Annotated in this window: 14 protein-coding genes; 11 read left to right on the forward strand and 3 right to left on the reverse strand. The window is 64.5% G+C overall.

Features of this window, described 5'->3' with window-relative positions; all coding sequences use genetic code 11:
- Positions 1-89 precede the first annotated feature (89 nt).
- The 8 genes from gcl to F6X61_RS02220 all read left to right on the forward strand — a co-directional run bounded on the left by gcl (position 90) and on the right by F6X61_RS02220 (position 9,672).
- Complete coding sequence (gene gcl, locus F6X61_RS02185; protein WP_153785170.1) at positions 90-1,865, forward strand: glyoxylate carboligase; 1,776 nt, start codon at positions 90-92, stop codon at positions 1,863-1,865.
- Between the two features lie 57 nt (positions 1,866-1,922).
- A complete protein-coding gene (hyi, locus tag F6X61_RS02190) occupies positions 1,923-2,705 on the forward strand; it encodes a hydroxypyruvate isomerase (protein ID WP_153785171.1) in 783 nt (260 codons plus the stop codon).
- A 128-nt stretch (positions 2,706-2,833) separates the two neighbouring features.
- Positions 2,834-3,727, forward strand: coding sequence for a 2-hydroxy-3-oxopropionate reductase (locus F6X61_RS02195; protein WP_023631172.1), 894 nt, complete (start codon positions 2,834-2,836; stop codon positions 3,725-3,727).
- A 168-nt stretch (positions 3,728-3,895) separates the two neighbouring features.
- Positions 3,896-5,170 (forward strand): glycerate kinase, encoded by a 1,275-nt coding sequence (locus tag F6X61_RS02200; protein ID WP_153785172.1) that lies wholly within the window; start codon positions 3,896-3,898, stop codon positions 5,168-5,170.
- Positions 5,167-6,582 carry a pyruvate kinase gene (gene pyk, locus F6X61_RS02205; protein WP_153785173.1) on the forward strand — a complete coding sequence of 472 codons (1,416 nt, stop codon included), beginning with the start codon at positions 5,167-5,169 and terminating at the stop codon, positions 6,580-6,582. The genes F6X61_RS02200 and pyk overlap by 4 nt, the downstream gene beginning before the upstream one ends.
- Before the next feature lie 189 nt (positions 6,583-6,771).
- Positions 6,772-7,647 (forward strand): urea transporter, encoded by an 876-nt coding sequence (locus F6X61_RS02210; protein ID WP_153785174.1) that lies wholly within the window; start codon positions 6,772-6,774, stop codon positions 7,645-7,647.
- Positions 7,648-7,692: 45 nt separating this feature from the next.
- Entirely contained in the window at positions 7,693-8,514 is an 822-nt protein-coding gene (locus F6X61_RS02215; RefSeq protein WP_153785175.1) for an ion transporter, read from the forward strand.
- Positions 8,515-8,673: 159 nt separating this feature from the next.
- A complete protein-coding gene (locus F6X61_RS02220) occupies positions 8,674-9,672 on the forward strand; it encodes a sulfate ABC transporter substrate-binding protein (RefSeq protein WP_153785176.1) in 999 nt (332 codons plus the stop codon).
- A gap of 127 nt (positions 9,673-9,799) precedes the next feature.
- On the opposite strand, the gene F6X61_RS02225 is transcribed toward F6X61_RS02220, so the two are convergent.
- Positions 9,800-10,726 carry a class I SAM-dependent methyltransferase gene (locus tag F6X61_RS02225; RefSeq protein WP_153785177.1) on the reverse strand — a complete coding sequence of 309 codons (927 nt, stop codon included), beginning with the start codon at positions 10,724-10,726 and terminating at the stop codon, positions 9,800-9,802.
- 160 nt (positions 10,727-10,886) lie between these two features.
- Here F6X61_RS02225 and F6X61_RS02230 point away from each other — a divergent pair, with 160 nt between their 5' ends.
- Entirely contained in the window at positions 10,887-11,546 is a 660-nt protein-coding gene (locus F6X61_RS02230; RefSeq protein ID WP_153785178.1) for a DsbA family protein, read from the forward strand.
- Here F6X61_RS02230 and F6X61_RS02235 read toward each other — a convergent pair.
- The gene (locus tag F6X61_RS02235) at positions 11,519-12,445 is read right to left on the reverse strand and encodes a LysR family transcriptional regulator (RefSeq protein WP_153785179.1); all 927 of its coding nucleotides are present in this window, start codon (positions 12,443-12,445) and stop codon (positions 11,519-11,521) included. The two genes, F6X61_RS02230 and F6X61_RS02235, sit on opposite strands and share 28 nt — an antisense overlap.
- Positions 12,446-12,496: 51 nt before the next feature.
- Positions 12,497-13,402 carry a DMT family transporter gene (locus F6X61_RS02240; protein WP_153785180.1) on the reverse strand — a complete coding sequence of 302 codons (906 nt, stop codon included), beginning with the start codon at positions 13,400-13,402 and terminating at the stop codon, positions 12,497-12,499.
- 133 nt (positions 13,403-13,535) lie between these two features.
- Here F6X61_RS02240 and F6X61_RS02245 point away from each other — a divergent pair, with 133 nt between their 5' ends.
- Complete coding sequence (locus F6X61_RS02245) at positions 13,536-13,973, forward strand: Lrp/AsnC family transcriptional regulator (protein WP_153785181.1); 438 nt, start codon at positions 13,536-13,538, stop codon at positions 13,971-13,973.
- A gap of 402 nt (positions 13,974-14,375) precedes the next feature.
- Positions 14,376-14,621 carry a hypothetical protein gene (locus F6X61_RS02250; protein ID WP_153785182.1) on the forward strand — a complete coding sequence of 82 codons (246 nt, stop codon included), beginning with the start codon at positions 14,376-14,378 and terminating at the stop codon, positions 14,619-14,621.
- Positions 14,622-14,878: the final 257 nt, after the last annotated feature.

A 14,878-nucleotide genomic window follows, 5' to 3' on the forward strand; every position in this document is an offset into this window, starting at 1 on the left:
GAAAATGGATTGACCTTTGGGTCGAAGCGTGAATACACTCTGTCGCAAAGCAAGTTGTATACAATTACAAAATCGATGAGGCACAAACCATGAGCAAAATGAGAGCAATCGATGCAGCCGTTCTGGTCATGCGCCGTGAAGGTGTAGATACCGCGTTCGGCATTCCTGGCGCCGCGATCAACCCGCTTTACTCGGCCCTGAAAAAAGTCGGTGGCATCGATCACGTCCTCGCTCGCCACGTCGAAGGTGCCTCGCACATGGCCGAGGGCTACACCCGCGCCAACCCGGGCAACATCGGCGTATGCATCGGCACCTCCGGCCCTGCCGGCACCGACATGGTCACCGGCCTGTACAGTGCGTCGGCCGACTCCATCCCGATCCTGTGCATCACCGGCCAGGCTCCGCGTGCCCGCCTGCACAAGGAAGACTTCCAGGCCGTCGACATCACCAGCATCGTCAAGCCGGTGACCAAGTGGGCGACCACCGTGCTGGAGCCAGGCCAGGTGCCTTACGCGTTCCAGAAGGCCTTCTATGAAATGCGCACCGGCCGCCCAGGCCCTGTGCTGATCGACCTGCCGTTCGACGTGCAGATGGCCGAGATCGAATTCGACATCGACGCCTACGAGCCGCTGCCGGTCAACAAGCCGTCCGCCACCCGCGTACAGGCCGAGAAAGCCCTGGCCCTGCTCAATGACGCCGAGCGCCCACTGCTGGTAGCCGGCGGCGGCATCATCAACGCCGACGCCAGCGACAAGCTGGTCGAGTTCGCCGAACTGACCGGCGTACCGGTAGTCCCGACCCTGATGGGCTGGGGCACCATCCCTGACGACCACGCACTGATGGTCGGCATGGTCGGCCTGCAGACCTCGCACCGCTACGGCAACGCGACCATGCTCAAATCCGACCTGGTGTTCGGTATCGGCAACCGCTGGGCCAACCGCCACACCGGCTCCGTCGACGTCTACACCGAAGGCCGCAAGTTCGTGCACGTGGACATCGAACCGACCCAGATCGGCCGCGTGTTCACCCCGGACCTGGGTATCGTTTCCGATGCCGGCAAGGCGCTGGACGTGTTCCTCGAAGTGGCCCGCGAGTGGAAAGCCGCCGGCAAGCTGAAGTGCCGCAAGGCCTGGCTGGAAGACTGCCAGCAGCGCAAGGCGACCCTGCAGCGCAAGACCAACTTCGACAACGTCCCGGTCAAGCCACAGCGCGTGTACCAGGAAATGAACGAAGTGTTCGGCAAGGACACCACCTACGTCAGCACCATCGGCCTGTCGCAGATCGCCGGCGCGCAGTTCCTGCACGTGTACAAGCCACGCCACTGGATCAACTGCGGCCAGGCCGGCCCGCTGGGCTGGACCATCCCTGCCGCCCTGGGCGTGGTCAAGGCCGACCCGAAACGCAAGGTTGTCGCGCTGTCCGGTGACTACGACTTCCAGTTCATGATCGAAGAGCTGGCAGTGGGTGCGCAGTTCAACCTGCCGTACGTCCACGTGCTGGTGAACAACGCCTACCTCGGCCTGATCCGCCAGGCGCAGCGTGGCTTCGACATGGATTACTGTGTACAACTGGCGTTCGAGAACATCAACGCCACCGACGCCGCCACCTATGGTGTCGACCACGTCGCCGTGGTCGAAGGCCTGGGCTGCAAGGCCATCCGCGTGTTCGAACCGGCCGAGATCGCCCCTGCCCTGCTCAAGGCGCAGAAGATGGCCGAAGAGTTCCGCGTACCGGTCGTGGTCGAAGTGATCCTCGAGCGTGTCACCAACATTTCCATGGGCACCGAGATCAACGCGGTCAACGAGTTCGAAGACCTCGCCCTGGTCGGCAACGACGCGCCAACCGCCATCTCGATGCTCGACTGATTGCCTGACGCCCCCGCGCACCGGCGTGCCGGGGGCCCTCATTGCAAGGAGACAACCATGCCTCGCTTCGCTGCCAACCTGTCCATGCTGTTCACCGAACAGGACTTCCTGGCCCGCTTCAAGGCCGCCGCCGATGCTGGCTTCAGCGGTGTCGAATACCTCTTCCCGTATGACTTCAGCGCCGCCGAGATCAAGCAGCAGCTCGACGCCCACGGCCTGACCCAGGTGCTGTTCAACCTGCCGGCCGGCGACTGGGCCAAGGGTGAGCGCGGCATCACCTGCCACCCGGACCGCGTCGAAGAGTTCCGCGCCGGCGTCGACAAGGCCATCGAATACGCCAAGGTGCTGGGCAACACCCAGGTCAACGCCCTGGCCGGAATCCGCCCGCAAGGCCCGGATTGCGCCACCGTTCGCAAGACCTTCGTGGAAAACCTGCGCTACGCCGCCGACAAGCTCAAGGCCGCCGGGATCCGCCTGGTCATGGAAATGATCAACACCCGCGACATCCCCGGTTTCTACCTGAACACCACCCAGCAGGCCCTGGAAATCCAGGCCGAAGTGGGCAGCGACAACCTGTTCCTGCAGTACGACATCTACCACATGCAGATCATGGAAGGTGACCTGGCCCGCACCCTGGAAGCCAACCTGGCGCTGATCAACCACGTGCAGCTGGCCGACAACCCGGGCCGCCACGAGCCGGGCACCGGCGAGATCAACTACCGCTTCCTGTTCGAGCACCTGGACCGCATCGGTTACCAGGGCTGGGTGGGCGCGGAGTACAAGCCCAAGACCACCACCGAGGCGGGCCTGGGCTGGCTGAAGACTCACAACGCTATCTGAACAGCTGAATAAAACGAAACCCGTGGGAGCGGGCTTGCCCCGCGATTGCGATGCTGGCCTTGATGCCGCCATCGCGGGGCAAGCCCGCTCCCACAGGGTCCGCACACAAATACAAGAGGCACATTCTCATGGCTAAAATCGGTTTCATCGGCACCGGCATCATGGGCAACCCCATGGCCCAGAACCTGCAAAAAGCAGGTCACAGCATCTTCGTATCGACCCACCACGACGCAGCTCCTGCCAACCTGATCGCCGCCGGCGGCGTGGCCCTGGCCAACCCCAAGGAAGTGGCCCAGGAAGCTGAATTCATCATCGTCATGGTGCCCGACACCCCGCAGGTCGAAAGCGTCCTGTTCGGTGAAAACGGCGTTGCCGAAGGCGTCGGCCCGAACAAAGTCGTGATCGACATGAGCTCGATCTCGCCGACCGCCACCAAGGCCTTCGCCGAGAAGATCAAGGCCACCGGCGCCGCCTACCTGGACGCCCCGGTGTCCGGCGGTGAAGTCGGCGCCAAGGCCGCCACCCTGAGCATCATGGTCGGTGGCTGCCCGAAAGCCTTCGAACGCGCCCTGCCGCTGTTCGAAGCCATGGGCAAGAACATCACCCGCGTCGGCGGCAACGGTGACGGCCAGACCGCCAAGGTCGCCAACCAGATCATCGTCGCCCTGAACATCCAGGCCGTTGCCGAAGCGCTGCTGTTCGCTGCCAAGAACGGCGCGGACCCTGCCAAGGTACGTGAGGCCCTGATGGGCGGCTTCGCCTCCTCGAAGATCCTCGAAGTACACGCCGAGCGCATGATCAAAGGCACCTTCGACCCAGGCTTCCGCATCAACCTGCACCAGAAGGACCTGAACCTGGCCCTGCAAGGCGCCAAGGAGCTGGGCATCAACCTGCCCAACACCTCCAATGCCCAGCAAGTGTTCAACACCTGCCAGGCCCTGGGCGGCGGCAACTGGGACCACTCGGCGCTGATCAAAGGCCTGGAGCACATGGCCAACTTCTCGATCCGCGACGACAAATAAGCTTCAAGCTGTAAGCCTCAAGCGGCAAGCAAAAGCAGATCTGCTTTTACTTGCAGCTTGTAGCTTGAAGCTTGCAGCTGTGGGGACCGCCCCTGGTTCGGCCTGCACGGAGGCAGTTCCAGGGGCGTTTTTGATTCTGCAGAACAACAATAATTCTGGGAGCCTGCCATGTCGGTCGATCCACAAAACCTCCTGCGCGAACTGTTCGACACAGCCATCGCCGCCGCCCACCCCCGTCAGGTCCTCGAACCCTACCTGCCCGCCGACCGCAGCGGCCGGGTCATCGTCATCGGTGCAGGCAAAGCCGCCGCCGCCATGGCCGAAGTGGTCGAAAAGAGCTGGCAGGGCGAAGTTTCCGGCCTGGTCGTCACCCGCTACGGCCACGGCGCCAACTGCCAGAAGATCGAAGTGGTCGAAGCCGCCCACCCGGTCCCCGACGCCGCCGGCCTGGCCGTGGCCAAGCGCGTGCTCGAGCTGGTCAGCAACCTCACCGAAGACGACCGCGTCATCTTCCTGCTCTCCGGCGGCGGCTCGGCCCTGCTGGCCCTGCCCGCCGAAGGCCTGACCCTGGCCGACAAGCAGCAGATCAACAAGGCGCTGCTCAAGTCCGGCGCCGCCATCGACGAGATGAACTGCGTGCGCAAGCACCTCTCGGCGATCAAGGGCGGCCGTCTGGCCAAGGCCTGCTGGCCGGCCACCGTCTACACCTACGCGATTTCCGACGTACCGGGCGACCTGGCCACGGTCATCGCCTCCGGCCCTACCGTGGCCGACCCAAGCACCTCGGCCGATGCCCTGGCGATCCTCAAGCGCTACAACATCGAAGCGCCCAAGGCCGTCATCGACTGGCTCAACAACCCGGCCTCCGAAACCGTCAAGGCCGACGATCCGGCCCTGGCCCGCAGCCACTTCCAGCTGATCGCCAAACCCCAGCAGTCGCTGGAAGCCGCCGCCGTGAAGGCCCGCCAGGCCGGTTTCAGCCCGCTGATCCTCGGCGACCTGGAAGGCGAATCGCGGGAAGTGGCCAAGGTCCACGCCGGCATCGCCCGGCAGATCGTCCTGCATGGCCAGCCGCTGAAGGCGCCCTGCGTGATCCTCTCCGGCGGCGAGACCACCGTCACCGTGCGCGGCAACGGCCGCGGCGGGCGCAACGCCGAGTTCCTGCTCAGCCTCACCGAAAGCCTCAAGGGCCTGCCGGGCGTGTACGCCCTGGCCGGTGACACCGACGGCATCGACGGCTCGGAAGAGAACGCCGGCGCCTTCATGACCCCGGCCAGCTACGCCCGCGCCGAGGCCCTGGGCCTGTCGGCCAGCGATGAGCTGGACAACAACAACGGCTACGGCTATTTCGCCGCCCTCGATGCGCTGATCGTCACCGAGCCGACCCGCACCAACGTCAACGACTTCCGCGCCATCCTGATCCTCGAGACCCCGCAATCATGACGCCTGATAAAAAAGTAAAAATCCTCGCCACCCTCGGGCCTGCGATCAAAGGCATCGATGACATCCGCCAGCTGGTCGAAGCCGGGGTGAACATCTTCCGCCTCAACTTCAGCCACGGCGAACACGCCGACCACGCCCTGCGCTACCAGTGGATTCGCGAAGTCGAGCAGCAGCTCAACTACCCGCTGGGCATCCTCATGGACCTGCAAGGCCCGAAACTGCGCGTTGGCCGCTTCGCCGACGGCAAGGTGCAACTGCAGCGTGGCCAGGCCCTGCGCCTGGACCTGGACAAGACCCCGGGCGACAGCCGCCGGGTCAACCTGCCGCACCCGGAGATCATCGCCGCGCTGGAGCCCGGCATGGACCTGCTGCTCGATGACGGCAAGCTGCGCCTGCGGGTGACCGCCAAGCACAGCGATGCCATCGACACCGAAGTGCTGGCCGGCGGCGAGCTGTCCGACCGCAAGGGCGTCAACGTGCCGCAAGCCGTGCTCGACCTGTCCCCGCTCACCGAGAAAGACCGCCGCGACCTTACCTTCGGCCTGGAGCTGGGCGTGGACTGGGTGGCCCTGTCGTTCGTGCAGCGCCCGCAAGACATCGTCGAGGCGCGCCAGCTGATCGGCGACCGCGCCTACCTGATGGCCAAGATCGAGAAGCCTTCGGCGGTCGAGCAGTTGCAGGCCATCGCCGAGCTGTCCGACGCGATCATGGTCGCCCGTGGCGACCTGGGCGTGGAAGTGCCGGCCGAGAGCGTGCCGCAGATCCAGAAGCAGATCATCAACACCTGCCGCCAGCTGGGCAAACCGGTGGTGGTGGCCACGCAGATGCTCGAATCGATGCGCTTCTCCCCTGCCCCGACCCGCGCCGAAGTCACCGACGTGGCCAACGCCGTGGCCGAGGGTGCTGACGCGGTGATGCTGTCGGCCGAGACCGCCTCGGGTGACTACCCGCTGGAAGCGGTGCAGATGATGAGCAAGATCATCCGCCAGGTTGAAAACGGCCCGGACTACCAGGCCCAGCTCGATGTGGGCCGGCCCAAGGCCGAGGCCACCGTGTCGGATGCCATCAGCTGCGCGATCCGCCGTATCAGCGGCATTTTGCCGGTGGCGGTGCTGGTCAACTACAGCGAGTCGGGCAACTCGACCCTGCGCGCCGCCCGCGAGCGGCCACGGGCGCCGATCCTCAACCTGACGCCCAACCTCAACACCGCACGGCGCCTGAGCGTGGCCTGGGGTGTGCACTCGGTGGTCAACGACCGCCTGCGCCAGGTCGACGAGGTGGTTTCCACCGCGCTGGAGATCGCCCAGGCACAAGGCATGGCCAGCCGCGGCGACACGCTGCTGATCACCGCCGGTGTGCCTTTCGGCAAGCCAGGTTCGACTAATACGCTGCGGATCGAGACGCTGGTGTAACCCCGTGGGAGCGGGCTTGTCGGGACGCCGCACCGCCCGCGATGGCGCCAGCAGGCATGGCATTGATGCCTGTGCTGACGCCATCGCGGGTCAAGCCCGCTCCCACGCTACCCGTTGCTGACCCAAGACATTGCGGAAAACCGAGGCCCAAAGAGGCCCACCGCTGACCACTCACCTTGCTGACTGCCCATGTACACCAAAAATTTCGTCAACCCGTGCCCTGACTGGGCCACGGCGCTGCTCAACGGTTTCAGCCAGGTGCTGTTGCTGCGCAACCCCCTGTGCGGCCTGTGCTGCCTGCTGGCCATCCTGCTGACCGCCCCTTCGCTGGTCGGCGGCGCCCTGCTCGGCGCCCTCGCCGGCCTGCTCACCGCCCAACGTCGCGGCTATGACCGTGCCGACCGCCAGGCCGGGCTGTACTGCTACAACGGCGTGCTGATCGGCATCCTGATCAGCGCCGTGCTGCCCTGGTCGGCCATCCTGCCGCCGCTGATCATCGCCGCCGGGGGGCTGTCGAGCATGCTCACCCATCAATGGCGCAAGCGCGGCGGCAAGTTGCTGGTGGCCTACACCGCGCCTTTCGTGCTGCTTGGATGGGCCGCGCTGCTGCTGGCCGCCCCCACCGCCAACAGCTACGTCGAGGCCGACCCGCTGTATGCCATGCTGCGCGGCATCGGGCAGATCTTTCTGCTCGACAAGCCGATGGCCGGGTTGCTGATCGTCATCGGGATGTACTTTGCCAATCCCTATGCAGCCACCTGGGCGGTGATTGGCGCAACGATCGGTGGCGGTGTCGCGCTGCTGGCTGGCGAGGCGCAAGGGGCCTGGCTCGGACTGTACGGCTTCAACGCGGCATTGGCTGCGCTGGCCTTCAGCCGTCAGGGCGAGCGCCCTTGGATGACGTTGCTGGCCATCGCCCTGGCGCTGTTGCTGCAACCGCTGTTCAACCTGCTGCCGATCGCCGGGCTGACCGCGCCGTTCGTGGTCGCCTGCTGGCTGATGCACCTGGGCAGCCACCTGGCGCAGCTCAACCAACGCCGCAACGCGCCCCGCTTGCACAGCTGATACCCAGCCCCTAGGCTCTGCCCATTTGCACAATGGAACGCGCCCATGGAAAACCCAGCAAGCCTGCGCGAGCGGCTTTACATCATCGTCTTCCAGACCGACACCGTCGCCGGCCGGCGTTTCGACAAAGCCCTGCTGCTGATCATCCTCGCCAGCCTGGTCACGGTGATCCTCGACAGCATCGACGAAGTACACCAGGGCTACGCCGGCCTGCTGGCCGCCATCGAGTGGGGTTTCACGGCGATCTTCCTCGCCGAATACATCACCCGCCTGTACTGCTCGCCCAAACCGCTGCGCTACGCCTTCAGCTTCTATGGGCTGGTGGACCTGCTGGCGATCGTGCCGGGGATCATCGCCCTGTACTACAGCGACGCCCAGTACCTGCTGATCATCCGCGTCATCCGTATGCTGCGGATCTTCCGCGTGCTCAAGCTCAGCCCCTACCTCAAGCAGGCCCACTACCTGCTGGCGGCGCTGCAGGGCAGCAAGCAGAAGATCATCGTGTTCCTGGTCAGCGTGTCGACCCTGGTCACCGTGTTCGGCACCCTGATGTACGTGATCGAAGGACCTGAGCATGGCTTTACCAGCATCCCCAAGGGTATCTACTGGGCCATCGTCACCCTTACCACCGTGGGCTTCGGCGATATCGTGCCCAAGACCCCGCTGGGGCAGGTGCTGTCGTCACTGGTGATGATCACCGGTTACTCGATCATCGCCGTGCCCACCGGCATCTTCACCGCCGAACTGGCCAACGCGCTGCGTGGGGAACAGTTGCAGCACGACTGCCCGACCTGCGCCAAGAACCACCATGAACATGGTGCGGCCTTCTGTTCGCGGTGTGGCAATGCGTTGTTTACCAAACATTGAGGCCGTCTGTACCGGCCCCGTGGGAGCGGGCTTGCCCCGCGATAGGGCCGGTACAGGCAACGGCATAACCAAAGCTGTTTTTGTTCTTTAGCCCGCACAGGGCCACCCGCTATAGTCGCAGGCACTCTGCCACTCTCCTTTCAATAACAAGGACGCAACGTGAAAAAACTCTTCAGCGCCTCGCTGCTCGCCGCAGGCCTTGCCCTTGGCAACCTGGCCCAGGCCGCCCCGACCCTGCTCAACGTTTCCTATGACGTGATGCGTGACTTCTACAAGGACTACAACCCGGCCTTCCAGAAGCACTGGGAAGCCGAGCACAAAGAGAAGGTCAACCTGCAGATGTCCTTCGGCGGTTCGAGCAAGCAGGCCCGCGCCGTGATCGACGGCCTGCCGGCCGATGTCATCACCATGAACATGGCCACCGACATCAATGCCCTGGCCGACAACGGCAAGCTGGTACCGGACAACTGGGTGACCCGCCTGCCGAACAACAGCGCGCCGTTCACCTCTGCCACCGTGTTCATCGTGCGCAAGGGCAACCCGAAAGCGCTGAAGGACTGGCCCGACCTGCTCAAGGACGGCGTGCAAGTGATCGTGCCCAACCCCAAGACCTCGGGTAACGGCCGCTACACCTACCTGTCGGCCTGGGGCTATGTGCTCAAGCAAGGCGGCGACGAAACCAAGGCTCGCGACTTTGTCGGCAAACTGTTCAAGCAGGCACCGGTGCTCGATACCGGTGGCCGCGCCGCCACCACCACCTTCATGACCAACCAGATCGGCGACGTGCTGGTGACCTTCGAGAACGAAGCCGAAATGATCGCCCGCGAGTTCGGCCGCGACCAGTTCGAAGTGGTCTACCCAAGCGTGTCGGCTGAAGCCGAGCCGCCGGTGAGCGTGGTCGACAAGGTGGTGGCCAAGAAAGGCACCCAGGCCGTGGCCGAGGAATACCTGAAGTACCTGTGGTCGCCTGAAGCCCAGGAAATCGCCGCCAACAACTACCTGCGCCCGCGTGACGCTGCGGTACTGGCCAAGTACACCGACCGCTTCCCGAAAGTCGACTTCCTCTCGGTGGAGAAGACCTTCGGTGACTGGCGCACCGTGCAGAAGACCCACTTCAACGACGGTGGCGTGTTCGACCAGATCTATACCAACAAGTAGTAATTGATTTAGGCAGGTCCGGCCCCTTCGCGGGTAAACCCGCTCCCACAGGAATCGCTACAGGTCTGAATACTGTAGGGTCCCTGTGGGAGCGGGTTTACCCGCGAAGAGGCCGGCAAAGTCAACATCACACCTGGCGGAATACCAGGGCCTTCAACCCACCCTCCGGGTCCGCATCGGGAAACTCCGGCGGGTTCTCCAACCGCTCGACAAACTCAAGCCCCGGCGCATGCTCAGCCATGCCGTCAATTAGAAACTGCGACTCGATCCCCGGGTCGTTGACACACGCCAGCACCGTCCCGCCTGCATTCAACAACTCCGGCAAGCGGCGCAGGATCTTCCCGTAGTCCTGGGTCAGCACGAAGCTGCCACGCTGGAAGGTCGGCGGGTCGATGATGATCAGATCGTACGGCCCGTACTTGCGCACCTTGCCCCACGACTTGAACAGCTCATGCCCCAGGTAGGCAACGCGCGATGCGTCATGGCCATTGAGCCGGTGGTTGTCACGCCCACGGGACAGCGCCGACTTGGCCATGTCCAGGTTGACCACCTGCTCGGCGCCCCCGGCAATCGCCGCCACCGAAAAGCCACAGGTATAAGCGAACAGGTTGAGCACCCGCTTGCCGGCCGCCTGCTCACGCACCCAACGCCGGCCGTAGCGCATGTCGAGGAACAGGCCGTTGTTCTGTCGCACGCCCAGGTCGAGCAGGTACTTCAGGCCATCCTCGGTAACTTCGCGCTGCTGGCAGGGTTCACCGAGCAGCCACTGGCCAGGGCTGTCGGGCAGGTAGCGGTGCTGCAACAGCATGGCCTGGCCGGTCCATTGCGGGCGTTCGGCCAGGCTGCGCAGCATCGCTTCGAGTTCAGCCAGCTGGCCCTCGGGCGGTTCACGGAACAGTGCGACCGACAGCACCCCGTCAAGCCAGTCGACGGTGATCTGCTCCAGCCCCGGCCAGCAGCGCCCGCGGCCATGGAACAGACGGCGGGTCTCGGTCGGGGCGGGTTCGAGGGCGGCGAGCAGGTGCTGCTCGAGGGTGGCGATGGCTGGGCTCATGTCGGTCTTGATCGGGCAAAAGCGCCATTCTACCCGCTCAGCCGCAGCGGGTGCCGCCATCGATGAAAGGGATGCGTGGGTTGCCCGCATTTTTGTCGCTTTTTCGCCCGTGCCGTGCCGGGGATAGTTCGGCCACCTCCACTGAACACGGATCACTGCCATGCCACCACTCAAGATCGAATTTTTCCACGACGTCGTCTGCGCCTGGTGCTTCGTCCTCGCCCCGCGCCTGAAGCTGCTGCAGGAGGAACTGAACCTGGATATCCAGCACCGCAGCTTCATCCTCCAGACCAGCCGCGCGGCAATGATCGAACGCTTCGGCTCGATGCCCGAAGCCAAGCACACCATACTCGGCCACTGGCAGTCGTGCGCCCATGCCGAAGACGTCAAGCGCATCAATATCGAAGGCATGCGCCAGCAGGGCTTCGAATACCCTACCGGCCTGCTCGCCGGCCTGGCCTGCCAGGCTGCCAAGGCGCTGGAGGGCAACCCCGGCCACGAGCGCCTGTTCGACCGCCTGCAGGAGGCCCACCTGGTGCACAGCCGCAACATCGGTGACCAGGCCACGGTGCTGGCCGTGGCGGCCGAGGCCGGTTTCGAGCCCGAAGCGTTCGCCGCAGCGCTGCAACAGCAAGCACCGCAATTGCTCGAACAGGACCTGGCCCTGGGACGGCGCCTGAACGTCAGCTCGGTGCCTAGCCTGTTGATCGACGGCCGCTTCCTGATCTGCGGCGCCCTGACCTTCGAGCAGCTGCGCCGGACCATCACCCTGGCCCGGGCCGACCTGAGTGCTCACTCCGAGGTACAGGCTACGCCGTAAGCACTGTCGGGGTTCCATGACCGGCATTGCTCGCACAACAACTGCGCCAGCAGCTTCACCTCGGGGTTGTGCCGATAGGCCTCCGGGTATCCCAGGTACAGCGGCACCTCGCGCTCACGCTGGTGCTGCAGGGCGACCCGGCTCAGGCGCTCGTCCCTGAGCCCGTCGCGCACCCGGTGCTGGGGCAGCCAGGCAAAGCCCAGGCCGCGCTCGACGAAGCTTTCGGCGGCCGCCAGGCTGCTCACCGTCCAGCGCTGGGAAGTCCCTAGCCAGCCGCTGTTCTGCGAATGGCGCGTGCCGGAGTCGCGAATCACCACCTGCCGGTAAGGCTTCATGTCGTCCAGGCTCAACTCGCCCTGTAGCTGGCTCAACGGATGGCCAGTACCGACCACGCAAACCAGCGAGACATTGAGCAGCAGCACCTGCACGCAACCGGGCGGCAGGCTGCTGGCGATGGCCAGCTCGACCTTGCCATCCTCCAGCAGCTCGCGGCCACCCGACAGCGCGGTTTCGTACAAGCGGATGCGGTGGTCCGGGTAGTGCCCGGCAAAATCCAGCAACGCCTGCTGCAGGGCATCAAGGGGGAAGAGTACATCCACCGCCAGCGCCTGCTCGGTAAACAGGCCCGGCTGGTACTGGTTGGCCAGGCGTTCGAGCTTCTGCGCCGCCCCAAGCAGGTGCTTGGCCTGGGGCAACAACGCCTGGCCCAGTGGCGTCAGCACGGCCTTGCGGCCCTCGATGACAAACAGCTCCTGCCCCAGCAACTGCTCCATGCGGCCGACCGCATGGCTGACCGCCGACTGCGACTTGTACAGGTGCTCGCCGGCCTGCTGGAAACCGCCGCATTCGACGGTGCTGACGAACGCGCGCCACTGTTCGAGACTGATCCTGGAAAACACCCCACCCTCCGACTCATCCTTGTCAGACGGCGTTGTACCACAAGCGCTGCCCTATTCCGAACGCGTCACCCCGCGCACCCGCGCCGGCCGGAACCACCAGCCCTGTTGCATCCCCGCCGCCGCCAGCAGGATCAGCGCCACCCCCAGCCATTGCAACGGCGCCAGTCGATGACCGAAGGCCACCCAGTCCACCAGGATCGCCGCGATCGGGTAGATGAACGACAGTGCGCCGGTCAGCGCGGTGGGCAGGCGCTGGATGGCGCTGTACAGCAGCACGTACATCAGCCCGGTATGGACGATGCCCAAGGTCACCAGGCTGCCCAATGCCGGCCACTCACCCGGCAGGCCGCCGAGCTTCACCCACGGCGCCAGCAGCATCACCCCGGTGCTCACCTGGATCAGCGCGATCAGGTGCGGCGGCGTGCCGGTCAGGCGCTTGATGATCAGTGCCGCCAGCGCATAGAGGAACGCGGCACCCAGCGCCAGGCCGATGCCCAGCAAGTACTCGCTGCCGCTGGCTTGCCCGGCGCCATGGGCACTGACGATGGCCAGCATGCCGACGAAGGCCACGCCCAGCCAGGTCAGCTTGGCCAGGGTGATCTTCTCGCCGAGAAACAGCGCCGCCAGCCCCACCAGCATGAACGGCTGGACGTTGTATACCGCCGTGCCGATGGCGATCGATGCCCGCGAGTAAGAGGCGAACAGCAGCACCCAGTTGCCGACGATCGCCACCCCGCTGAGCACCGCCAGCAGGAAAGTGGCACGGGTCAGCACGCCGGGCTTGAGAAAGCCCATGGCCGCGCAGATCAGCAGCAAGGTGCCGGCGCCGAACACGCAGCGCCAGAACACCACCTCCAGCACCGGCTGCCCGGACACCAGCACGAACCAGCCGATGGTCCCGGAGATCAGCATGGCGGCGACCATTTCCAGGGAGCCGCGGCGTAGCGAATTGTCCATCTCATACCTCCTGTACACGATGGCCACAGTATGCGCGGGGTGTCGATGGACCTTCCAGCGGATAGCGAAGGCAGATTTACCCATTCGCCTTTACTATCAAGGCCAATCACCGGAATTGCCTAACGAGGTAGCCATGACTGACGACATCGACCAGCTGTTGATCAACGCCCTGATGGAGGACTCCCGCCGCTCGCTCAAGGCCCTGGCGCAGATCAGCGGGCTGTCCGCGCCCAGCGTCAGCGAGCGCCTGCGCCGCCTGGAGGAGCGTGGCGTGCTGCGTGGCTATACGGTGGAGGTGGACCCACGCTGCTTTGGTTACCAGTTGCAGGCCATCGTGCGCGTGCGCCCATTGCCGGGGAAATTGCAGGAGGTTGAGCGGCAGATCGTCGCCATTCCCGAGTTCACCGAGTGCGACAAGGTCATTGGTGAGGACTGCTTCATCGCCCGCCTGCATGTGCGTTCGATGGAGCAGTTGGACACCCTGCTCGACCTGCTCAATGTGCTGGCCGAGACTAATACCGCGATCATCAAGAAGACCCCGGTGAAGCGCAGGCTGCCGCCGATGGCTTGAAGATGGGCACTTGGGCGCGCACAGAGATGTCGCGCTGAAGTGCTCCTACGAAGACCGGCCAATATCCATGCAACGTCTGCAACCCCTGACGTTGCTACTGGCCACGAAGATTCAGATTAAAGCCCTTACTTGTAGTCCATTTCCCAAACATACTCTTGCCGCCTTTTTTCCGTTGCGGTCGCTTTGGCAGCACTCTAGTCTCGGCCGGTCGCTGCAAATCAGCGATCGGCTTTGACAGGCCGCGACGCGGCACTTGCACTGTTTTGCCATCTATGGCGGCTGTGCATGGGGCACGCTTGCGTGCGCCGGTTTTTGTGTCCGCCGGTCTGTCAACCTATGCATAGCTGCCACCTACCTGTTTGACAGCAGTCCGGTAGCGGCCCCATCAAAGGGCACAAAACCATGCTGAAGATCGTCCCCGATCCACCCCACAACCACCATTCCCTCGAAGACACCCTGATCCAGGCCTCGGAATACGCCTTGTGCGCGCAGGCTGTGGCGCAACAGGCCATTTCGCTGCAACCCAAGCCGCCCGCGTCGATTCTGATCATGGCGTTGATGCATGAGATCGAAGCGCTGCGGGTGCTGCTTGAGTCAGCATTGATTCAGGTGCAGATGCCGCAGATGGAGCGCCGGGCGTTCCACTAGGCCGTAGGTCTAGTGTCGCCTGGGCTGGCGCCATCGCGGGGCAAGCCCGCTCCCACGCAACCCTCCGCCCGCAGCGTTATACCTGCGTGGGAGCGGCGGTGCGCCGATGCGACTTGACCCGCGATAGCGCCCGCCCAGGCACCGATCATTTCAGGGAGAGTGAGCCATGAACACAGACAACACCACGCCCCGCACCACTGCGGGCAAAACCAAGTTCTACCAAGGCGAAGGCATGACCGCCCCGCTGTTCTGCATCG

The organism is Pseudomonas sp. EMN2 (assembly GCF_009650555.1).
GTDB lineage: Bacteria > Pseudomonadota > Gammaproteobacteria > Pseudomonadales > Pseudomonadaceae > Aquipseudomonas > Aquipseudomonas sichuanensis.